The 20,986-nt window shown below is 71.3% G+C and carries 17 protein-coding genes and 1 pseudogene; 7 read left to right on the forward strand and 11 right to left on the reverse strand.

All coding sequences use genetic code 11. The annotated features are described in order from the left end of the window. Window positions 1–23: 23 nt before the first annotated feature. Genes OG293_RS04320 through OG293_RS04335 form a run of 4 tightly spaced genes read right to left on the reverse strand, consistent with a single transcriptional unit; the run spans window position 24 to window position 4,459 of the window. The gene (locus OG293_RS04320; protein ID WP_405997418.1) at window positions 24–803 is read right to left on the reverse strand and encodes a CDP-alcohol phosphatidyltransferase family protein; all 780 of its coding nucleotides are present in this window, start codon (window positions 801–803) and stop codon (window positions 24–26) included. After that, entirely contained in the window at window positions 781–1,842 is a 1,062-nt protein-coding gene (locus OG293_RS04325; protein WP_405997419.1) for an iron-containing alcohol dehydrogenase family protein, read from the reverse strand. Before OG293_RS04325 ends, OG293_RS04320 begins: the two co-directional genes overlap by 23 nt. Then, a complete protein-coding gene (locus tag OG293_RS04330; protein ID WP_405997420.1) occupies window positions 1,830–2,567 on the reverse strand; it encodes a sugar phosphate nucleotidyltransferase in 738 nt (245 codons plus the stop codon). The genes OG293_RS04325 and OG293_RS04330 overlap by 13 nt, the downstream gene beginning before the upstream one ends. Next, window positions 2,564–4,459 carry a DUF5941 domain-containing protein gene (locus tag OG293_RS04335; RefSeq protein ID WP_406003499.1) on the reverse strand — a complete coding sequence of 632 codons (1,896 nt, stop codon included), beginning with the start codon at window positions 4,457–4,459 and terminating at the stop codon, window positions 2,564–2,566. Before OG293_RS04335 ends, OG293_RS04330 begins: the two co-directional genes overlap by 4 nt. Window positions 4,460–4,687: 228 nt before the next feature. On the opposite strand from OG293_RS04335, the gene galE reads away from it, so the two are divergent. The 4 genes from galE to idi all read left to right on the forward strand — a co-directional run bounded on the left by galE (window position 4,688) and on the right by idi (window position 8,788). Next, window positions 4,688–5,671, forward strand: coding sequence for a UDP-glucose 4-epimerase GalE (galE, locus tag OG293_RS04340; protein ID WP_405997421.1), 984 nt, complete (start codon window positions 4,688–4,690; stop codon window positions 5,669–5,671). Window positions 5,672–5,813: 142 nt separating this feature from the next. After that, complete coding sequence (locus OG293_RS04345; RefSeq protein ID WP_405997422.1) at window positions 5,814–6,755, forward strand: cation diffusion facilitator family transporter; 942 nt, start codon at window positions 5,814–5,816, stop codon at window positions 6,753–6,755. A gap of 52 nt (window positions 6,756–6,807) precedes the next feature. Further along, window positions 6,808–8,055: a bifunctional class I SAM-dependent methyltransferase/N-acetyltransferase gene (locus tag OG293_RS04350; RefSeq protein WP_405997423.1), complete on the forward strand. Its 1,248-nt coding sequence runs from the start codon at window positions 6,808–6,810 to the stop codon at window positions 8,053–8,055. Window positions 8,056–8,194: 139 nt separating this feature from the next. Further along, window positions 8,195–8,788, forward strand: a complete 594-nt coding sequence (gene idi, locus OG293_RS04355; RefSeq protein ID WP_405997424.1) for an isopentenyl-diphosphate Delta-isomerase — start codon at window positions 8,195–8,197, stop codon at window positions 8,786–8,788. A gap of 19 nt (window positions 8,789–8,807) precedes the next feature. Here idi and OG293_RS04360 read toward each other — a convergent pair whose 3' ends face one another. Then, window positions 8,808–9,287 carry an ATP-binding protein gene (locus tag OG293_RS04360; RefSeq protein WP_405997425.1) on the reverse strand — a complete coding sequence of 160 codons (480 nt, stop codon included), beginning with the start codon at window positions 9,285–9,287 and terminating at the stop codon, window positions 8,808–8,810. Window positions 9,288–9,619: 332 nt separating this feature from the next. On the opposite strand from OG293_RS04360, the gene OG293_RS04365 reads away from it, so the two are divergent. Then, the gene (locus OG293_RS04365; RefSeq protein WP_405997426.1) at window positions 9,620–10,387 is read left to right on the forward strand and encodes an enoyl-CoA hydratase/isomerase family protein; all 768 of its coding nucleotides are present in this window, start codon (window positions 9,620–9,622) and stop codon (window positions 10,385–10,387) included. A gap of 35 nt (window positions 10,388–10,422) precedes the next feature. On the opposite strand, the pseudogene OG293_RS04370 reads toward OG293_RS04365, so the two are convergent. Beyond that, window positions 10,423–10,581 (reverse strand): annotated as a pseudogene (locus OG293_RS04370) (DJ-1/PfpI family protein); the annotation flags it as partial. Window positions 10,582–10,660: 79 nt separating this feature from the next. On the opposite strand from OG293_RS04370, the gene OG293_RS04375 reads away from it, so the two are divergent. Both OG293_RS04375 and OG293_RS04380 read left to right on the forward strand, forming a co-directional pair. Further along, window positions 10,661–11,518 (forward strand): SCO6745 family protein, encoded by an 858-nt coding sequence (locus tag OG293_RS04375; protein ID WP_405997427.1) that lies wholly within the window; start codon window positions 10,661–10,663, stop codon window positions 11,516–11,518. Between the two features lie 114 nt (window positions 11,519–11,632). Next, complete coding sequence (locus OG293_RS04380) at window positions 11,633–14,002, forward strand: Tex family protein (RefSeq protein ID WP_405997428.1); 2,370 nt, start codon at window positions 11,633–11,635, stop codon at window positions 14,000–14,002. A gap of 156 nt (window positions 14,003–14,158) precedes the next feature. Here OG293_RS04380 and OG293_RS04385 read toward each other — a convergent pair whose 3' ends face one another. From OG293_RS04385 to OG293_RS04405, 5 genes are all read right to left on the reverse strand, one after another. Further along, window positions 14,159–15,796 (reverse strand): ABC-F family ATP-binding cassette domain-containing protein, encoded by a 1,638-nt coding sequence (locus tag OG293_RS04385; RefSeq protein WP_405997429.1) that lies wholly within the window; start codon window positions 15,794–15,796, stop codon window positions 14,159–14,161. Between the two features lie 34 nt (window positions 15,797–15,830). Beyond that, window positions 15,831–16,109, reverse strand: coding sequence for a hypothetical protein (locus OG293_RS04390; protein WP_405997430.1), 279 nt, complete (start codon window positions 16,107–16,109; stop codon window positions 15,831–15,833). A 63-nt stretch (window positions 16,110–16,172) separates the two neighbouring features. Then, window positions 16,173–17,213, reverse strand: coding sequence for an oxidoreductase (locus OG293_RS04395; RefSeq protein ID WP_405997431.1), 1,041 nt, complete (start codon window positions 17,211–17,213; stop codon window positions 16,173–16,175). A gap of 178 nt (window positions 17,214–17,391) precedes the next feature. Beyond that, window positions 17,392–18,672, reverse strand: a complete 1,281-nt coding sequence (locus tag OG293_RS04400) for a M14 family metallocarboxypeptidase (RefSeq protein WP_405997432.1) — start codon at window positions 18,670–18,672, stop codon at window positions 17,392–17,394. Further along, on the reverse strand, window positions 18,669–20,648 hold the full coding sequence (locus OG293_RS04405) for a Xaa-Pro dipeptidyl-peptidase (protein ID WP_405997433.1): 1,980 nt from the start codon (window positions 20,646–20,648) through the stop codon (window positions 18,669–18,671). The genes OG293_RS04400 and OG293_RS04405 overlap by 4 nt, the downstream gene beginning before the upstream one ends. Between the last annotated feature and the right edge of the window lie 338 nt (window positions 20,649–20,986).

Raw genomic sequence — 20,986 nt, forward strand, 5'->3', positions numbered from 1 at the left:
CTTGAGCGGCTTCACGGCGGCACTCACTTCAGCCTGCTGGAGACGAGGACGGACACCAGGTGCAGCACCGTCTGCAGCAGCGCGATGCCGGCGAGGACGGCGACGCCGAGCCGCGAGAAGAACAGGTCGCCCCGGACCTGGTCCACCACGGCCAGCGCGAGGATGAGCAGCGAAGCCTCGATGCCGAGGATCAGCCGGTGGAACTTGAGCGCGGCGGCGGCCCGGCGGGCGAGCGCCATGCCGGAGGAACGCGGCTCGGCGGCGGCGTCCTTGACCGGCGGCAGCCCTCCCTGGTGGCGGGCGACGCCGACCAGGTCGGTCTCGGCTTTGATCAGGATCGCGCCGAGCGCGGCGAGGGTACCGAGGAAGGCCCAGAGCCAGTCGATCTGTCCGGGTCCCCAGAGGTCGGCGGCGCGCAGGCCGAAGCCGACCAGGACCGCCGCGTCGCACAGGTAGGCGCCGACACGGTCCAGATAGACGCCCGAGAGCGAGAACTGCTGCTTCCAGCGGGCGACCTCTCCGTCGACGCAGTCCAGCAGCAGGTACAGCTGAACCGCGACGACGCCGAGGACGGCGCCCCAGATGCCCGGCACCAGCAGGGCCGGGGCGGCGAGAACACCGCAGATGGTCATCACATAGGTCAGCTGGTTCGGCGTGACCTTGGTGGTGACCAGGCGACGGGTGATGCGCAGGGAGATCTCGCGCATGTACAGGCGTCCGCCCCAGTGCTCTCCGCTGCGCCGGTCCTTCACTCCCGCCGGGTGAACGACCGGGCGGAGTTCAGCTACGGATGGTCTTGGCATAGTCGGCGTACGCGTCCCTGATCTGGTCGGTGGAGAGGTCGAGGTGCTCAAGGATGGTGAAGCGGCCGGGGCGGGTCTGCGGTGCGTAGGCGACGGCCCTGACGAACTCGTCCACGCTGAAGCCGATCTCCTCCGGCAGCACGGGCAGGCCGTGCCTGCGCAGTACCTCGGCGAAGAGCGCGGACTGGTCGTGCGCGCCGCGCAGATGCATGGCGAAGGCCGCGCCGAGGCCGACCTGCTCTCCGTGGCTGGCGGCGCGCTGGGGAAAGAGCAGGTCGAAGGCGTGGCAGATCTCGTGGCAGGCGCCCGAGGAGGGCCGGGTGTCGCCGCTGATCGACATCGCGATACCGGAGAGCACGAGCGCCTCGGCGAGGACCGTGAGGAACTCGTCGTCGCCGACCCCGCCCGGGTGGCGCAGCACGGACTCTCCGGCGACGCGCCCCATGGCGGCGGCGAGGCCGTCGACGGCTTCGCCGGTGACCTGGTGGGACAGCTCCCAGTCCGCGATGGCCGAGATGTTCGAGATCGCGTCCCCGATGCCGGAGCGCACGTACCTGCCGGGGGCCTCGCGGATGACGTCGAGGTCGATGACGATCGCGATCGGCGTCGGGACGCCGTAGGAGCCGCGCCCGTTGTCGTTGTCCAGCGTGGACACCGGCGAGCAGAGGCCGTCGTGGGACAGGTTCGTCGCGACGGCGACCATGGGCAGCCCGACCCGCGCGGCGGCGTACTTGGCCACGTCGATGACCTTGCCGCCGCCGAGGCCGACCACGGCGTCGTACCGCTTGCCCCTCATGTCGTCGGCGAGTTTGACGGCCGAGTCGATGGTGCCGCCGGCGACCTCGAACCAGGCGGCGCCCGGCAGGACCGGCGAGAGCTTCTCGCGCAGCGCCTGGCCGGAGCCGGCGCTGATCGCGACCGCGAGCTTGCCGGAGCTGGAGATCCGCTGGTCGGCCAGGAGGCCCGCCAGATCGTCCAGGGCGCCACGGGTGATGTCGACGACGACCGGCGACGGGATCAGTCGGGTCAGTACAGGCACGCGATCTCACGGCCCTTCGCGAGGTCGTCGTGGTTGTCGATCTCGACCCACTTGACGTCGCCGATGGGGGCCACGTCCACGGTGAAGCCGCGGTTGACGAGCTCCTGGTAGCCGTCCTCGTAGTAGAGGTCGGGGTCGCGCTCGAAGGTGACCTTGAGCGCGTCGGCCAGTTCCTCGGCGGCCTCGGGCTCGATCAGCGTGACGCCGATGTACTCGCCGACCGCGGTGGCCGGGTCCATCAGCTTGGTGATGCGCCGCACGCCCTTGCCCTCGGCGGTGATCACCTTCATCTCCTCGTCGGCGAGGCTCTTCACCGTGTCGAGCGCAAGGATGATCTTCCGGCCGTGGCCGCGGGCGTCGAGCAGCGTCCGCTCGACCGAGACCGGGTGGACGGTGTCTCCGTTGGCGAGGATCACGCCCTGCTTGATGACGTCACGGGCGCACCACAGCGAGTAGGCGTTGTTCCACTCCTCGGCCTTGTCGTTGTCGACGAGGGTGAGCTTGAGGCCGTACTTCGCCTCCAGGGCGGCCTTGCGCTCATAGACGGCCTCCTTGCGGTAGCCGACGACGATCGCGGCCTCGGTGAGGCCGATCTCGGCGAAGTTCCCCAGGGTGAGGTCGAGGACGGTGGTGTCACCGTCGACGGGCACGAGGGCCTTCGGGAGCGTGTCGGTGTAGGGGCGAAGACGCCGTCCGGCACCGGCTGCCAGTACGAGGCCGATCATGCGGGTTCTCCTTCGTCATGTACGGCGGGTGCTCCGGAGGACACCCAGAAGCGGATGCTCTCCGCAAGCACCACGAGTGCGACGGCGCCCGCGAGCGCCGTCAGCGCGATCGTGAAGTCTGCGTCGGTGACCAGGACGGCCAGCAGTGCGACTGCCAGTACCCGCCCCTCGTGCCCGCCGATGACCCGCACCAGCCAGTGCGGGGGCGCGCCCGTACCGCCGCGGATGCGGTACACCGTGTCGTAGTGATGGTAGGCGACGGCCGCCACCAGCCCGAATGCCGCGGGCAGGGCCTCCTTCGACCCGGCGTGGGCCGCGAGCGCCAGGATCGTGCAGTACTCGGCGGCCCGGAAGACCGGCGGCACGAGCCAGTCCAGCGCGCCCCCCAGCGGACGGGCGACGGCGATGCCCGACGTCAGGACGTACACGACGGCCAGGACGAGGGGCCAGGGCGAGCCGTAGCCGGTGAGCGCCGCGGTCGCCACGAGGGCGGCTCCGCCCGCCAGGGCGATCGCGAACGGCGCGAGCGCGGGGAGCACGCGCACTCTCGGCGCGAGGGAGTGGGCGACGCCCTCGGCGAGCGGGCCGGAGTCGGCAAGGTCCGCGAGGGCGCGGGCCGCGCGGTCCGTGCGCTGCGCCTTGCGGGTCAGGGAGCGCAGCACGCGGCCGGCGGTGGTGTAGCAGGCGGCGAACCCGCAGCCGATGAGCAGCGCGTAGAAGACGATCCGGGGCGTGGCCACGGCGGTGAGCACGGCGATCATGGCCCAGCGCTCGCCGATCGGAAGCACGATCATCCGGCGCACCCAGACCGTCCAGCCGACGCTGTCGAGCTTGTCGGACAGGGCGGCGGTGGGGCTGGTGTTGGAGACCGCGTCGTGGTTCGCCTCGTTGAAGGAGAAGTCCACGACATGGCGGCAGGTCTGGAGCACCATCGCGCCGAGCGCCAGCGCCCATACGTCGTCGCCGCCACGGGCGGCGCCCAGTGCCAGGCCCGCGTAGTAGGCGTACTCCTTGGCTCTGTCGAAGGTCGCGTCCAGCCAGGCGCCGAGCGTCGAGTACTGCAGCGAGTAGCGGGCGAGCTGCCCGTCGGTGCAGTCCAGGACGAAGGAGAAGATCAGCAGCAGACCGGCCGCGATGTAGCCGCCTCGGGTGCCGGTCGCCGCGGCGGCTGCCGCGATCAGGGCGGTGAGCAGCGAGGCGGTGGTGACCTGGTTCGGGGTCAGTCCCCGGCGGGCGCACCAGCGGGCGATGTAGCGGGAGTACGGGCTGATGCAGTAGGTCGTGAAGAAGCCGTCGCGGGCCTTCACCGCCGAGCGCAGGCGTACGGCCTCGTCGTCGACGGCGGCGACGGCCTGCCGGGCCTCGTTACGGGTCTGGGGGTCGTCGGGCACGGTCGCCACGAGCGATCCGAGTTCGGGCCGGTGCACGGTGGTGCCGTCGGCGTCGAGGGCATCGGCGAGCACGTCGGGCAGCACGTCCATGCCCGCGGCGCCGGTCCGCACCGGGGTCCGCACCCCCGAGGGGGCGCCGCCGGCGTCGGCCTCGGCACCGGCCGCGGTCCCGTCGTCCGGCACGGCCGCGGCGGGCGCCCCGGCCGGGGCCGCGACAAGGGCGCGGGTCAGCGCGGCCCGCGCCTGCGGCTGCACGGTCAGGGCGCCGGTGACCGAGGCGGCCGGGAAGCGGGGATCCGTGAGGGCCAGGCGCAGGGCGTGGACGTGGCCGACGAACCGGGCGTCCACGACGGCGACGCGTTCGGAGCCCGGGAGCGAATCGAGGAGCGCGGCGACATGGGCGGCCCCGGGCGCGGGCTGCACGTCGAAGCCCAGCGACCGCAGATCGCCCTCGAGCGACGATCCGGGTACCGGCGGACCGGTGAGGATGGCGGTCGACAGACGAACTCACTCCTTGGAGCTGAGGGTGCGGGGCGCGGCGGCTCGGCCCGGCTACGGGCGGCGGCTCGTCGGCAGAGGCTATCGGATGTACGGAAACGGGAGTTCACTGACCGTTTTCGCACCGCTCGACATGTTCATGGTCGCCGAAGGTGACCATACCGAGATCATCATTGTCGATCCAAGCCTCGGCCCACAAACCGCGTACCCCCAGGGCCTAGGCTGGCCGTCATGACTTGGCTGATCACAGGTGGAGCGGGGTACATCGGCGCGCACGTGGCGCGGGCGATGACAGCAGTCGGTGAACGCGTCGTCGTCCTCGACGACATCTCGTCGGGCGTCCCCGAGCGGCTCCCCGAGGAGATTCCGCTGGTCCGGGGGACCGTCCTGGACCGGGAACTCCTGGACCGCACCCTCGCCGAGCACTCCGTGACCGGTGTCGTGCATCTCGCGGCGAGGAAGCAGGTCGGGGAGTCCGTCGAGCAGCCGCTGCGCTACTACCGGGAGAATCTGCACGGTCTGACGCTGCTGCTCGAAGCGGTCGTCGAGGCGGATGTGAAGCAGTTCCTCTTTTCGTCGTCGGCCGCCGTCTACGGGGTGCCGGAGATGGATCTGATCACGGAGTCCGCTCCGTGCGAGCCCATCAACCCGTACGGCGAGACCAAGCTCGCGGGCGAGTGGCTGGTCCGTGCCACGGGCCGGGCGCACTCCCTGTCGACGGCCTGTCTGCGCTACTTCAATGTGGCCGGATCCGCACGGCCGGAGCTGGCGGACACGGGGGTGTTCAACATCATCCCGATGTTCTTCGACCGCATCACCCGTGGTGAGGCCCCGAGGATCTTCGGCGCGGACTACCCCACCCCGGACGGCACCTGCATCCGCGATTACATCCATGTCGCGGATCTCGCCGAGGCCCACCTCGCGGTTGCCCGCAGGCTGGCCGAGCAGGACGGCGCCGGGGACCTGACGGTCAACATCGGCCGCGGAACCGGCGTCTCGGTGCGCGAGCTGGCCGATCTGGTGGCCGAGGTGACCGGATTCACCGACAGGCCCGTGGTCGAGCCGCGCCGCGCCGGCGATGCCGCCAGGGCTGTCGCCTCGGTGGATCTGGTGGCCAAGGAGCTCGGCTGGACGGCCTCGCGCGGGGTGCGCGAGATGGTCGGGTCGGCCTGGGAGGGCTGGTGCCTCCGGCACCCCGCGGCCCGCCTGAACTGATCTTGCAGCACCCTGACCTGCACAGCGTTTCCGCAGGTCAGGCGATATGACAACGGTGTTCAGTCCCGTGTTGCCCCATACCCCCCACCCGTAGTTGACTGAGGTCTCGGCAGTCACTTCCGATGACCAGGAGGCGTCTCTCATGGGGGCTGGGCACGACCACGGGCACTCACACGGCGGGCCGCTGCCGACAGGCACCGCGGCGTCGGCCTACAAGGGACGGCTGCGTATCGCCCTGTCGATCACGCTGGGCGTGATGGTCCTGGAGATCGTCGGTGGTGTCCTGTCCGACTCGCTCGCCCTGATCGCCGACGCCGCGCACATGGCGACGGACGCGGTCGGGCTGGCGATGGCGCTGCTGGCGATCCACTTCGCCAACCGTCCCGCGGGAGCCAATCGCACCTTCGGTTTCGCGCGGGCCGAGATCCTGGCCGCGCTCGCCAACTGTCTCCTGCTGATCGTCGTCGGCGGCTTTCTGCTGTACGAGGCGGTGCAGCGCTTCATCACCCCGGCCGACACCCGGGGCGGACTGACCGTCGTCTTCGCGCTGATCGGTCTGGTGGCCAACATGATCTCGCTCTCCCTGCTGGTGCGCGGCCAGAAGGAGAGCCTCAATGTGCGCGGGGCCTATCTGGAAGTACTCGCCGACACCCTCGGCTCCCTGACCGTGCTGGTGTCGGCCGGCATCATCATCGCCACCGGCTGGCAGGCCGCGGACCCCATCGCCTCCCTGCTCATCGGCCTCATGATCGTGCCGCGCACCTGGAAGCTGCTGCGCGAGACGCTCGACGTCCTGCTGGAGGCGGCCCCGCAGGGCGTCGACATGGCCGAGGTGCGCGCCCACATAGTGGCGCTGCCCGGGGTCGAGGACGTACACGATCTGCATGCCTGGACGATCACCTCGGGGATGCCGGTGCTCTCCGCGCACGTGGTGGTGAGCCAGGACGTTCTGGACGCGGTGGGGCACGAGAAACTGCTGCACGATCTCCAGGGCTGCATCGGGGGCCACTTCGACGTGGAGCACTGCACCTTCCAGCTGGAGCCGGTCGGCCATGCCGAGCACGAGGCCAGGCTCTGCTACTGACACGTCAGGTTCCGCCACCGACAGGCCCTGCCACCGACGGAAGGTTCACCCGTTGTCCGACACCGCTTCTCACGACGCGTTCTTCGCCCTGCACCACGGCCTTCCACGGCAGGGCCCCGGTTCCGACAACACCTCCCGGCGGCTGCTCCTTCTCGCCGGGCCGCTGCCGGAGCGGCCTCGTGTGCTCGATCTGGGGTGCGGGCCGGGCCGCGGTGCGCTGCTGCTGGCCGCCGAGGCCGGCGCACAGGTGACAGCCGTCGATCTGCACCAGCCGTTCCTCGACGAGTTGCGCCGCACCGCCGAGGCCCGCGGGCTCTCCGGCGCGATCAGCACCCTCAACGCCGACATGGGCCGTCTCCCCTTCCCCGACGGATCGTTCGACCTTGTCTGGGCGGAGAGCTCCGCCTACAGCATCGGCTTCGACACCGCGCTGGAGCGGTGGCGGCGGCTGCTCGCGCCGGGCGGATCGCTGGTGATCACCGAGTGCGAGTGGACGGCCGAGAACCCCTCGGGCGAGGCCCGCGCCTTCTGGGACCGGCACTACGCGCTGCGTACGAGTGCAGCGAACACCTCGGCGGCCCTCGCGGCGGGCTACAACGTCCTCGGCGTTTACCGGCAGCCCGAGAGCGACTGGCAGGAGTACTACGGCCCGCTCCGCGCGCGGGCGGATACAGCTGACGCATCGGCTCCGGGCATGGCCGAGGCGCTCGCCGCCACCCGGGAGGAGCTCGCGATACGCCGCGACCACGGCGCGGAGTACGGCTACGCCGGCTATGTGCTGCGCCCCGCCGACGCGCGCTGGCACACCCGTCCCGAGACCGCCGCCGACATACCCGCGGTGCGCGCGCTCAACGCTGCCGCCTTCGCGACCGCCGACGAGGCGGGTCTGGTCGACGCCCTGCGCGGGGACGCCGGCGCATGGCTGCCGGGACTCTCGTACGTCGCCGAGGCGGCGGACGGCTCGGTCGCGGCGTACGCCCTGGTCACCCGATGCCGGGTGGGTGACGTTCCGACGGCGGCGCTCGGTCCCGTGGCGGTGGCTCCGGGGCACCAGCGCGGCGGCGCGGGCCAGGCGGTCGTACGGGCGGTGCTCGATGCGGCGCGGGTGCGCGGGGAGCGGCTGGTGCTGCTCCTCGGGCACCCGTCGTACTACCCGAGGTTCGGCTTCGTGCCCGCGTCGCGGTACGGAATCAGGGCGACTTTCGAGGTGCCCGACGAAGCTCTGATGGCGCTGTCCCTCGACGGTTCCGAGGGTGTGCCGCAGGGCACGATCCACTTCCCGGAGGCGTTCGGCGTCTGACCGGGCAAGACCGCCGCCGCCGAGTTCCGGCGCGGCGGAGGCGGACATGCCCGAGCTGCCTATGTGCGGACAAGCCGCTTTTGTACGGCACACTGAGCAGGCCCCTCAGGGCCGCCGAGGACCGATGCGAAGGATGGTTATGCCGACCTCACCAGCCACCGCGACGAACAGCACGTCGAACGGAACCCCCCAAGCGATCCTGCTCGAACTGGTCGACGAGCACGGCAACACCATCGGCACCGCGGAGAAGCTCTCCGCCCATCAGGCGCCCGGGCAGCTGCACCGGGCGTTCTCGGTGTTCCTCTTCGACGAGCACGGGCGGCTGCTGCTCCAGCGCCGCGCCCGCGGGAAGTACCACTCCCCCGGTGTCTGGTCCAACACCTGCTGCGGCCACCCGTATCCCGGCGAGGCCCCGTTCGCCGCTGCCGCCCGGCGTACGCACGAGGAGCTGGGCATCTCGCCCTCGCTGCTCGCCGAGGCGGGCACGGTCCGCTACAACCATCCGGACCCGGACTCGGGGCTGGTGGAGCAGGAGTACAACCACCTGTTCGTCGGTCTGGTGCAGGCTCCACTGCGGCCGGACCCGGAGGAGGTCGGCGAGACCGCGTTCGTGACGCCGAAGGAGCTGGACGAGCGTCATGCCCAGGCGCCGTTCTCGGCCTGGTTCATGACCGTGCTGGATGCCGCGCGCCCGGCGATCAGGGAACTGACGGGTCCCTCCGGCGGCTGGTGACGGGGACCGGCACGGCGCCCTACAGGGGCGTGGTGCCGTCCGTCGGACTCAGTGGCAGCAGTGGCAGCGCGGCCCAGATGATCTTTCCGCCGCTCGCCGTGTGTTCGACGTCGCAGGAGCCGCCCGCTTCGAGGGTGATCTCGCGCACGAGCAGGAGACCCCGCCCGCCGGTCTGGCCGGAGTCGGTCTCCAGCGCCTTGGGCCGGTAGGGATGGTTGTCCTCGACGGACACGCGGATCCACTCGGCGCCGATGGCGACCTCGACGGCGACCTCGGGCGAGAGCAGGGCCGCGTGCCGTACGGCATTGGTGACCAGTTCCGAGACGATCAGCAGCAGTCCCTGGACGAGGTCGTCCTCGGCGGGGACGCCTTGACGATTCAGCAGATCCCTGACGGCGTGCCGGGCCTGGGGGACGGAGACATCGACCGCCGCAGCGGTGAATCGCCAGACGCCCTCGTACGTACGGGGCCGGGCCGGGACGCTCCCGCGGCTCTCCATAGTCCGGCACCCACCCTCGGCTCGACTGCCCCTGACCATCGAGTAACAAGTGTTGGGAGTCGGTTGGTCCGGACCGGCCCGCTGAACAGAAGTCAGCGCCAATCGACACTTTTTGACCGTGCGGGTATGACAGAGTCAGTTGTGCGACCCTTCCTGATCTTCTTCTGACGGAATGGTCGGCGTTTTCGCTTCTACGACCATATGCATGCTCTGGTGGCCGCTGCGCTCGGCGGTCCGTCGAAGGGCAGCGCCGACAGGAAGAAGCGGCCGGCCGCCCGCATCGGGACCCCTTCCTGATCATAGGTCGGGGGACGGCGGATACCATCCGGCACATGGAGCCGTTGGAGCGGTCGGGACCGCAGCCGCAGTTGGCACACACCGTCACGGACGGGGTCGCCACCGTCGTCATCAGCAATCCCGCCAAGCGCAACGCGATGACGGCCCAGATGTGGCGGGCGCTGCCCGCGCTGCTCTCGGAGCTCGCCTGTGACGAGGCGGTGCGCGCTTTGGTGCTGACCGGCGAGGGACCGACCTTCTGCGCCGGCGCCGACATCTCCTCGCTCCGCGAGCCCGGCGAGGGCCCGCAGGCGCTCGCCGTGCGGGCCGAGGAGGCGCTCGCCGCGTTCCCCAAGCCGACGCTCGCCGCGGTACGCGGCTACTGCGTGGGCGGCGGCTGCCAGCTCGCCGCGGCCTGCGATCTGCGGTTCGCGCAGGAGGACGCCCTCTTCGGGGTGACGCCCGCGAAGCTCGGTCTCGTCTATCCGGCCTCCTCCACGCGCCGCCTCGTCTCACTGGTGGGGCCGGCGGCGGCCAAGCATCTCCTCTTCTCGGGCGAGTTGATCGACACGGCGCGGGCGCTGCGCACCGGGCTGGTCGACGAGGTGCTGCCCAAGGGCGAACTGGGCAAGCGCACCGCGGAGTTCACCCGGATCCTCGCTTCGCGCTCGTTGCTCACGCAGGCCGCGGCCAAGGAGTTCGCGACGGGCCGCACCGACCGCGACGCTCACTGGGAGGAGCAGCAGCGCACGAGCGGCGACCCCGCGGAGGGGGTCGCCGCCTTCCTGGAGCGGCGCGCGCCGCTCTTCACCTGGAACGGATGACGGGACCTCCGGTCAGCCCTGCGCGGCGAGTGCGGCCTCCGCCTGCCCCGCCACCGCACAACCAACTGCGCCGGGGCCTTGTGCGGCGAGCCCGCGTCGTACGGTGGCTGCGAGTCGTACTCCGTGAGCAGCCGCACCGTCTGGGCCACCTCGTCGCCCGCGATCCGGCCGAGCAGATACAGAGCCCTCTGCAGGAGCAGTCCTGTACCCCTCCTTTCCCGCCATCGCCGGCCCGGCCTTCACGACGTACCGACCAGTCGGTAACATGTCCGTATGAGCTCTCTACCCCCGCGCGCCGGCCGCCGCTGTCACAACTCCCTCAACCTGCTGCACTCGTCGGTCTACTTCTCGCCCGATCTCGGGAGCGAGCTCGCACGGCTCGGCATCGAGGATGCGAGTGCCGCGTACTTCGCCGCGCGCGGAGCCGCGATGGGCGCCGTGGGACCGGGCACGGTCGCCGCGGCCTTCTACAACTTCAATCCCGAACTGGTCGCCCAGCACCTGCCCGCCGTATGGGACATCGCTTCCCCCGAAACGGTGCTTGAGGCCAAACTGCGCGCCGTCGACCGCACACTGCGGCGGCTGCTCGGCGAGGAGGCGCTGGCGTCCGAGGAGCTGGCGGAGGCCGCACGGCTCGCGCTGCGCGCCGCCGAGGCGTGCACACCCCACGCCCGGCCGCTGTACGCGGCGCACGCGGACCTGCCTGTTCCCAAGGAGCCGCACCTCGCCTACTGGCACGGCGCGACCCTGCTGCGCGAACACCGCGGCGACGGCCACCTCGCGGCGCTGCTCTCCGCCGGGCTCGACCCCGTCGAGGCGCTGGTGAGCCACACCGCGACCGGGAAGGGCGCGGCGCCGCGCTGGATCCTGTCCACCCGCGGCTGGCGCCGCACGGACTGGGAGGCCGCCCAGGACCGGCTGCGCGAGCGTGGACTGCTGGACGCCGAGGGCGAGTTGACGGAGGCGGGTACCGCGCTGCGGGCCGAGGTCGAGGACAGCACCGATCGCATCGACCGTGCCCCGTACGAGCATCTTGGCGCCGAGGACGTCGAGCGGCTCACCGATCTGGCACGCGGCTTCCTGATGACCGTGGTGGCCGCCGGCGCGTTCCCCGAGGACGTCAGCGGCTAGGGCTGAGCCCCACCGGACAGCGCGTGTCCGAGACGGCGCGCGACACAGCCCCCGGCCACCCGGCACAATGCACTCTCAAGCACAGCCAGCACGAGAAGGCGAGTCGGGAAAACCGTGACGACGTCCATCGAAGGCAGGATCGCCGAGGAGCTCGGCGTACGGGAGCGGCAGGTGAAGGCGGCCGTCGAGCTGCTCGACGGCGGGTCGACCGTGCCGTTCATCGCGCGCTACCGCAAGGAAGCGACCGAGATGCTCGACGACGCGCAGCTGCGCACGCTCGAGGAGCGGCTGCGGTATCTGCGCGAGCTGGAGGAGCGGCGGACCGCGATCCTCGAGTCCGTGCGCGAACAGGGCAAACTCGACGAGGCTCTGGAGGCGCGGATCCGCGCCGCCGACACCAAGGCACGCCTGGAGGACATCTACCTGCCCTTCAAGCCCAAGCGGCGCACCAAGGCACAGATCGCGCGCGAGGCCGGCCTCGCGCCGCTCGCGGACGGGCTGCTCGGCGACCCGTCGGTGGATCCCCACGCGGCCGCCGCCGCGTTCGTCGACGCGGACAAGGGCGTCGCGGACGCCGCCGCGGCTCTGGACGGCGCGCGGGCGATCCTGACGGAGCGGTTCTCCGAGGACGCCGACCTGATCGGCGAGCTGCGCGAGCGCATGTGGACGCGCGGACGGCTGGCTGCGAAGGTGCGCGAGGGCAAGGAGGAGGCGGGCGCGAAGTTCGCCGACTACTTCGACTTCGCCGAGCCGTTCAAGGAGCTGCCCTCGCACCGGGTGCTGGCGATGTTCCGGGGCGAGAAGGAGGACGTACTCGACCTGGTCCTGGAGCCCGAGGAGCCGTCCGAGCAGCCCGGTCCTTCCCTGTACGAGTCGTCGATCGCCCGCCGGTTCGGTGTCGCCGACCGCGGACGTCCCGGTGACAAGTGGCTCGGCGACACGGTGCGCTGGGCCTGGCGGACCCGGATTCTGGTGCACCTGGGGATCGATCTGCGGCTGCGGCTGCGCACGGCGGCCGAGGACGAGGCGGTACGGGTCTTCGCCGCGAATCTGCGGGATCTGCTGCTCGCCGCGCCCGCGGGCACCCGCGCGACGCTCGGCCTCGACCCCGGTTTCCGTACGGGCGTGAAGGTCGCCGTCGTCGACGCCACGGGCAAGGTCGTCGCCACCGACACGATCTATCCGCACGTCCCGGCGAACAAGTGGGACGAGTCGCTGGCCAAGCTGGCGCGCCTCGCCAAGGAGCACTCGGTCGACCTGGTGGCCATCGGCAACGGCACGGCGTCCCGCGAGACCGACAAACTCGCTGGTGAACTGCTCACCAAGCACCCGGAGCTGGGGCTGACCAAGGTGATGGTCTCCGAGGCGGGCGCCTCGGTGTACTCCGCGTCCGCCTTCGCCTCGCAGGAGCTGCCGGGCCTCGATGTGTCGCTGCGTGGCGCCGTCTCGATCGCGCGCCGCCTCCAGGACCCGCTGGCCGAGCTGGTCAAGATCGACCCCAAGTCGATCGGCGTCGGGCAGTACCAGCACGATCTGTCCGAGGTGAAGCTCTCACGCTCGCTCGACGCGGTCGTCGAGGACTGTGTGAACGGCGTCGGCGTCGACGTCAACACCGCCTCCACCCCGCTGCTCTCGCGGGTCTCCGGCATCGGCACCGGGCTCGCCGAGAACATCGTGGCGCACCGCGACGCCCATGGCCCCTTCCGCTCCCGCAAGGCGCTGAAGGACGTGGCGCGCCTCGGCCCCAAGGCGTACGAGCAGTGCGCGGGCTTCCTGCGGATCCGGGGCGGGGAGGACCCGCTGGACTCCTCCAGCGTGCACCCGGAGGCGTATCCGGTGGTGCGGCGCATGGTCAAGACGGCCGGTGAGGAGGTCGCCTTGCTGATCGGGAACGCTCCGGTGCTGCGCTCGCTGAAGCCCGCGGACTACGTCGACGACACCTTCGGTCTGCCGACGGTGACGGACATTCTGCGGGAGCTGGAGAAGCCGGGGCGCGACCCGCGGCCGGCGTTCAAGACGGCCACCTTCAAGGAGGGCGTGGAGAAGCTGGGCGACCTGGCGCCCGGGATGGTCCTCGAAGGTGTGGTGACCAATGTGGCGGCCTTCGGCGCGTTCGTGGACATCGGTGTCCACCAGGACGGCCTGGTCCATGTGTCGGCCATGTCGAAGACCTTCGTCAAGGACCCGCGGGACGTGGTGAAGCCGGGGGACGTGGTCAAGGTGAAGGTTCTGGACATCGACATCCCGCGCAAGCGCATCTCGCTGACACTGCGGCTCGAGGACGAGGCCGCCCCGAAGACGGGCGGCCCGAAGCAGCCCCGCGAGCGGGGTGAGCGCGGCGGCCGGCCGCCTCAGCAGCGTCGTCAGCAGGGCGGCGGACGCGGGGACCGCGGCGGCGAGCGCCAGGCTCCCCCGCCGGCGAACAGCGCGATGGCGGACGCGCTCCGGCGCGCGGGTCTCACGGATCCCGACCGGCGTCGCTGAGCAGGGACGATGCCGACGCCCTGATCCTCAGGACGGGCGGGGTCCCGCAGCCGGGTGGCTGCGGGACCCCGTGCGTACGGCGTGCCGTCGGCGCGCGTGGTGTGCGCCCATTGCGGGTGACGTCGCGTCAGGGACCGTTCGTCCCGGGGAGGGCCGTCAGAGCTCGGTGACCTTGCCGTCGGCCACCTCGACACGCCGTGTCGTGCGGACCGCGTCGAGCATCCTGCGGTCGTGCGTGACCAGGAGCAGGGTGCCGGTGTACGAGTCGAGGGCCGACTCCAGCTGCTCGATCGCCACGAGGTCGAGGTGGTTGGTCGGCTCATCCAGGACGAGGAGATTGACGCCCCTGCCCTGGAGGAGCGCCAGCGCCGCGCGGGTCCGCTCGCCCGGTGAGAGCGTGGTGGCCGGGCGCAGTACGTGTTCGGCCTTCAGGCCGAACTTGGCGAGCAGCGTGCGTACTTCGGCGGGCTCGGTCTCGGGGACGGCCGCGCAGAAGGCGTCGAGCAGCGTCTCAGTGCCGTAGAAGAGTCCGCGGGCCTGGTCGACCTCGCCGACCACGACGCCCGAGCCGAGCGAGGCATGGCCGGCGTCCAGGGGCAGTCGTCCCAGCAGGGCGGCGAGCAGGGTGGATTTGCCGGCACCGTTGGCGCCGGTGACGGCGACGCGATCGGCCCAGTCGATCTGGAGCGAGACCGGGCCGAAGGTGAAGTCGCCACGGCGTACCTCGGCGTCGCGCAGGGTCGCCACGACGGAGCCGGAGCGCGGTGCGGACGCGATCTCCATCCGCAGCTCCCACTCCTTGCGGGGCTCCTCCACCACATCGAGGCGTTCGATCATGCGCTGGGTCTGGCGGGCCTTCGCCGCCTGCTTCTCGCTGGACTCACTACGGAACTTACGGCCGAGTTTGTCGCTGTCGGTCGCCTTGCGGCGGGCGTTCTTGACGCCCTTGTCCATCCAGGAGCGCTGCATCTGGGCGCGGCCTTCGAGTGAGGCCTTCTTGTCGGCGTACTCGTCGAAGTCCTCGCGGGCATGGCGGCGGGCGGTCTCCCGTTCCTCCAGATAGGCGGTGTAGCCGCCGCCGAACAGGGTGATCTGCTGCTGGGCGAGATCGAGTTCGAGGACCTTGGTGACGGTACGGGTCAGGAACTCACGGTCGTGGCTGACGACGACCGTGCCCGCGCGCAGACCCTGGACAAAGGTTTCGAGGCGGTCGAGTCCGTCCAGGTCGAGGTCGTTGGTCGGCTCGTCCAGCAGGAACACGTCGTAGCGCGAGAGGAGCAGCGACGCGAGTCCGGCGCGGGCGGCCTGGCCGCCGGAGAGCGCGGTCATCGGCAGATCGAGCCCGACGGTCAGACCGAGCGAGCCGGCGACCTCCTCCGAGCGCTCGTCGAGGTCCGCGCCGCCGAGGGCGAGCCAGCGTTCCAGGCTGTCGGCGTACGCGTCGTCCGCGCCCGGAGCACCGTCGACCAGCGCCTGGGTGGCCTCGTCCATCGCGCGCTGCGCGGCGGCAACTCCGGTCCGGCGGGCGAGGAAGTCCCGCACGCTCTCGCCGGCCCGGCGCTCGGGTTCCTGCGGAAGGTGGCCGACGGTGGCGCCGGGCGGGGAAAGCCTGAGCTCGCCCTGCTCCGGCCGGTCGAGTCCGGCGAGCAGGCGCAGCAGTGTGGACTTGCCGGCGCCGTTGACTCCGACGAGGCCGATCACATCGCCGGGCGCGACGACGAGGTCGAGCCCGGAGAAGAGAGAGCGGTCACCGTGTCCGGCGGCGAGATCCTTGGCGACGAGAGTGGCAGTCATCAGGAGGCCGATCCTAACGGGACCGGCGCCCGCCTCATTCGGGCCGCCGGACCTTCCGCGGGCCGAGGAGCTGCGCCGCCGGAATCAGGGCCAGGCCGGCGAGCATGGTGAGCAGGAAGATCGGCCACGCGGTGATCCGCAGGGTGGCCGGCGCGGTCGCCGGCAGGAGCGTTCCGGCACCCCAGAGCCGGGGCCGCCGCACCGTACTGCGCAGCCGGGGAAAGGTGGCCCGGCCGGTCGCCACAGCCAGCACACCGGCCCAGGCGAGCACCGCCGCCAGCATCAGCGTGATCACAAGTATGAGCGGGGACATGCCCCGCCCCCGGAGCCCCGCACAGGGCCCGCGCGGCGATGCTCCCACCACGGCGCCGGGTGATCAGGACTTCTGGGCGTCCGGCACCGGTGCGACCAGCACGCTCCCCACCGTGCGCGCGACCAGGAAGGACTGCCCCTTCACCACGCGGCCGTCCAGCGGAATCCGGTGCTCGCCCGGCTCCAGCATCCCGTCGAAGACCTCCCGTGTGTGCGTGCGGCGGAGCCGGTCCAGGCTGTACGCGACGAGCCGCACCCGGCAGGGCGATGTCACCTCCACGTCCGCCGTCCCGTCCACCGCCGCCAGCCGGGTCAGCCTGCGGCGCTCGGGCGGGCTGCGGTCCAGAGCGTGTTCTATCTGGGCGACGAGCACGGGGACGAGCGGGGCCGGCCCGTCCACGTATGTGACGTCCGCGGCCGCAGCCTCGACGGCGGCGCGCACCGCAGCCCGTTCCGGTTCCGCGATGGCGTGGCCGAACGCGACGGCGCCGTAGGCGCGCAGCTCCTCCGCGGAGACGCGGGCGGCGTCGTGCGTGATGTCGGCACCGATGCCGATGGTCCGCAGCGCCGCGGCCAGCTTGGCGAGCACGGCGACCCGCGAGCCGATGAGCAGCACCCGGCGGCGCGCGAGCGGCGCCTCGTCGCCTTCCGGCAGCAGGCGTTCCAGTTCGCTCCGGTAGGCGTCGCCGCGGAAACGGTACGGCCCTATTCCGTGGTAGCCGTTGAGCTCCAGGTCCGCTGCCTCGGACGTCTGCCAGGCGAAGTCCCGCCACACGACATCGTCGCCGTCGCGCTCGATGACGGCCGTCACGGCTCCGCATTCGATGGCTTCGCACTCCGGGCAGCCGTATATCACGCAGCGCCCGCCCGCCAGCGGCGCCGGCGCTTCGAGCAGCAGAGTGCGCACCTGGGCGGCGAAGATCGCCGGAGGGACGTCGGAGGCCAGCGGCGAGACGGCGTCGAGGTCGCACAGCCGGAACAGCAGCGGCCGCCCGTCGACGATGAAGTCCATGAAGTCCCGGTGGACTTGGTAGCCACCGTCGGCGAGGACTCCCCCGGTCCGCATCGCCGGCGCCAGCCCGAAGGTCGCGTACTCGGCAGACATATCCCGAGTATCCCCACCTGTGCTGTGTTCTCAGCACAATGCGGGGAATTACGCGCATGCAACATACGTACGGAGGCGGCCACCGACGCGCAACTCAGCCATCCTTTCGAGGGGTCCGGGCCCGCGTACCCACGGCGCACGCCGTGGGTACGCAGGCCCACGGCGCACGCCGTGCCCGTCAACACGTGGTGAGCGCCTCCCCCGAGGCGAGGTGGTAGGTCGCGCGGGCATCGAGCAGCAGCGGGATCAGTTCCCGCTGGGACTGCCGCAGCGGCACGAAGGCCCCTTCACCGTCCGATTTCACCGCGACACCGTGCAGGGCCAGCTCGTCCCCGACGTCCGCGTACTGCGCCGAGTCGAGCCGGTAGCCGCAGGGCGGATCGGCGAGAATCTGCTCCGGCTTCGCCGGATCGTTGTCGGCGCCGCCGAGATAGACCGGGCCGCGGTCCGAGAAACCCGCCAGCCGGGCCGCCGACGTGACGGCCTCGATCCGGCCGCGCCGTTCACCGGCGAAGGCCAGCAGCCCGCCGAGGGCGTCCAGTTGACTGTCCACGCGGCGCCTGTTGTTCAGCGCGGGATCGGCCTTCTCCTCATCGGTCTTGGGGTCGACGCGGCTCTCGATCAGCAGACCCACCGCGTTCTTGACGCCCGAGGCATTGCGCAGGATGCGCTCCTGCCCGTCCCCGGCCGTCTGTTTGACGGGGTCGCCGGTGACCGGGTCGGTCCAGATGCCGTACGTGCCGGTGCTGTGGCCGCCGTCGTGCGCGGCCGGGCGGACATAGTCCTCGGACAGGGTCTTCGACTCCCGGTGGACCCCGGGGTCGGTGTTCGGATTGCGCGGCCAGAGGTCGAAGAGGTCCTTGTCGTAGTACGGAGGGGTCGCGCCGTACTCGTGCAGGTCGTAGACGATGTCGGGACTCCGGTCGCGGATGACGGCGGCGATCGCCCGCGCCTCGGCCGTCCTCAGCGCGATGTGGTCCCGGTTGATGTCCACGCCGTCGGAGTTCTCACGGGTGCCGGCCGCCCGTCCGTCCGGGTTGGCGGTGGGCACGACGAGAATCCTGGTGCGGGACAGCAGCCTGCGGGTGTCGGCGTCCCGGGCATACGCAAGATCACGAATCGTGGTCAGGCAGGCGTCGCGGCCCGACGGCTCGTCACCGTGCTGCGAACAGATCAGCAGCACGGTGTTCGTGGCACGAGGGGCGCCGATGCGGACCAGCTGCAGCGGTCTGCCCTGCTTCGTCGTGCCGATCCGGCCTACCGAGACCCGGTCGCTGCCCTGGTCGACGGCGGCGAGGAAGGACTGTTCCTCGGGCTGGCCGGTCCACCGGGCGCCCTTGCTGATCTCGAATCCGGTGCGCGGCACGCTGTGCGCCGCCTCGGCGCGGGCGGTGACGAGCGGAACGGCGAGCGCGGAAACGGTGACGGCGAGAACGAGTCCGCGGATACGGGGCATCATCGGTGACCGCCTCCCGGGACCGGGAGGGCCGGATGCGGCCCACCCACACCGCTCGCGCGCCGCGCGGCCGGGATGACGGACGCCGGGGTGCCCGCGGTCGCCCGTACGAAGGCGGGCGCACCGCCGACGATCGGCAGCTTCGCCGAGGTACCCGCCAGGTCGAGGGTGAGCGTGGGGGTGCTCGCGGGCGGGTCGATCAGGTCACGGTCCGTGCCCGCGACGATCAGGGCGAGCCGGTGGCCCGCCGGAACGACGTGGTCACCGGCGTGCAGGTCGAGGGTGATGGTGTAAGGCCTGCCGGGGGTCAGCGGGCGGCCCGTGGCGTCGGAGGCGTAGTTGCCGAGGTCCGCCCAGCCACGGCTGAAGACCGTCTGCCCGACGGCGGCCGTGCGTGCCTTGGTCTCCTTGAAGCAGGAGCTGTCGCCCGGGGTGCTCGCCCCCCAGCAGGTGCGCTCGGCGAGGGTGGTGATCCCCTCGCCCGCTGCCGCGTAGTCGCGGATGGTGTCGGGACCGAGGTCCACGAGCACCGCCGTCAGATGGGCGCTGGTGGTGGACGGGGTGGCGGTGACCGTCACCCGCGCGGAGCCGGAGATCCTCAGATCGCGGCCGAGAGGTCGGGTGATGAATCCGGCCTTGGCGGGCGTGGGGCGCTCGATCTGCGCGGCCCAGTCGGTCTCGTCGAGCGTCCGGTCGTCGGTGAACGTCTCCGTCGCGCCGGGGCGTGCCGGCGACAGCGCAAGGGCGCCGACGCCCGCCGCCGTGCCGTTGCCGGGCCGCAGGCTGGTGGTGGCAGTCGCCCGGGGCGGCCAGAGACGGTCGGTGGACCACTGGTCGGGGGCGCGCTCGATGTCCGCCATCGGCTCGCGGTCGATGCCGTTGTCGTAGCCGAGGAGGTAGTGGTCGAACCAGCGGTGCAGGGTCGTCACCCACTGGGCACGGCGGAAGTCGAAGGGGTCGACATGCCCGGTCTGCGAGAGCCAGACCTTGCGCTCGACGCCCTGGTCGGCGAGGGCGTCCCACCACTGGCCGAAGTTCTTGGTGCGGACGTTGAGGTCCTGCATGCCGTGCACGGCGAAGACGCTGGCCGTGACCCGGTCGGCGGTACGGACGTAGTCGCGCCCGCTCCACAGCCGGGTCAGGTCGCCGGTGCGCGGTGCCTCGTCGATCAGCCGCTGCTGGACGGCCTGGCAACGGGCGCGGGCCTGGGGGCTCTCCACGTAGTCGGAGAGCCACTCAGGTCCGGAGTCGTAGAGCGGGGCGCCCTTGGCGAAGTAGTAGTCGTACCAGGAGGAGATGGCGGCTATAGGGACGATCGTCTTCAGCCCCTCCACCCCGGTCGCGGCGACGCCGTTGGCGATCGTGCCGTCGTAACTCTTGCCGATCATCCCGGTGTCGCCGTTGGTCCAGCCGGCCCGGGCGCGCTCGGAGCCTGTGCGGGTGGTGTAGCCGCGGGCGCGGCCGTTCAGCCAGTCGACGACCGCCTTGGCGGACTGGACGTCGGAAGGGCCGCCGACATCGACACAGCCGTCGGAGCGGTTGGTTCCGGCCAGGTCGACGGCGACGAAGGCATAGCCGCGCGGGACGAAGTAGTTGTCGTAGTAGAGCGGGAACTGGAGCACGTTGCCGTTCGCGTCGTACGTCTTGCGCTGGCTCTCATTGCCGCGTCCGCAGCAGGAGTAGTACGGACTCGCATCCATGATCACGGGGATCTTGCGGCCCTGCTGGGCCGGCTCGCGCGGCCGGACGATGTCGACGGCGACCCGGTCGGTCCGCCCGTCCCCGTCCCCGTCGAGCCGGGTGTCCACCCACACGGATTCGCGGATCGCGCTCTCGTAGGAGTAGAGGGGCCTGCTCTCCCGCGTCGCGGGCGCTCCGTGTGCGCCCGCCGGGGACAGGGTCATGGCCATCAGGGCGGCCGAAGCCGCCACCACCAGCGATCTGCACGTCAAGCGCGTGCCCCGCGCGCGTATCGGCATGCGCGGAAACTACCGCCGCCAACTCCCCTGCGACAGAGGGCAATCCAGGCATCAAAGTGACGAGAGGGACACCCGGGTTGATCTCGCCCCGATCGCAATCATATGAAAGGCCGGGCTTCGCTCCCCGGCCACGGCCGGGTCCCGGATCGCGCGGGTGGACGTGCCCGACCCGCCCCGCTCCTGGAAGAAGATCGCCGCGGCGAACTCGGTCCACGATCACCACTGAGCCGGGCGTGGGGGGTGCCGCTGTCCGGCCGGGACGGCGCCACCTCGGCTCCCCCTGGGTGGGAGCGCTCTCACAAGATCGAGGAGGCGGGATATCCTGTTCGTCCGACGAG

Source organism: Streptomyces sp. NBC_00829, assembly GCF_045161795.1.
Taxonomy (GTDB): domain Bacteria; phylum Actinomycetota; class Actinomycetes; order Streptomycetales; family Streptomycetaceae; genus Streptomyces.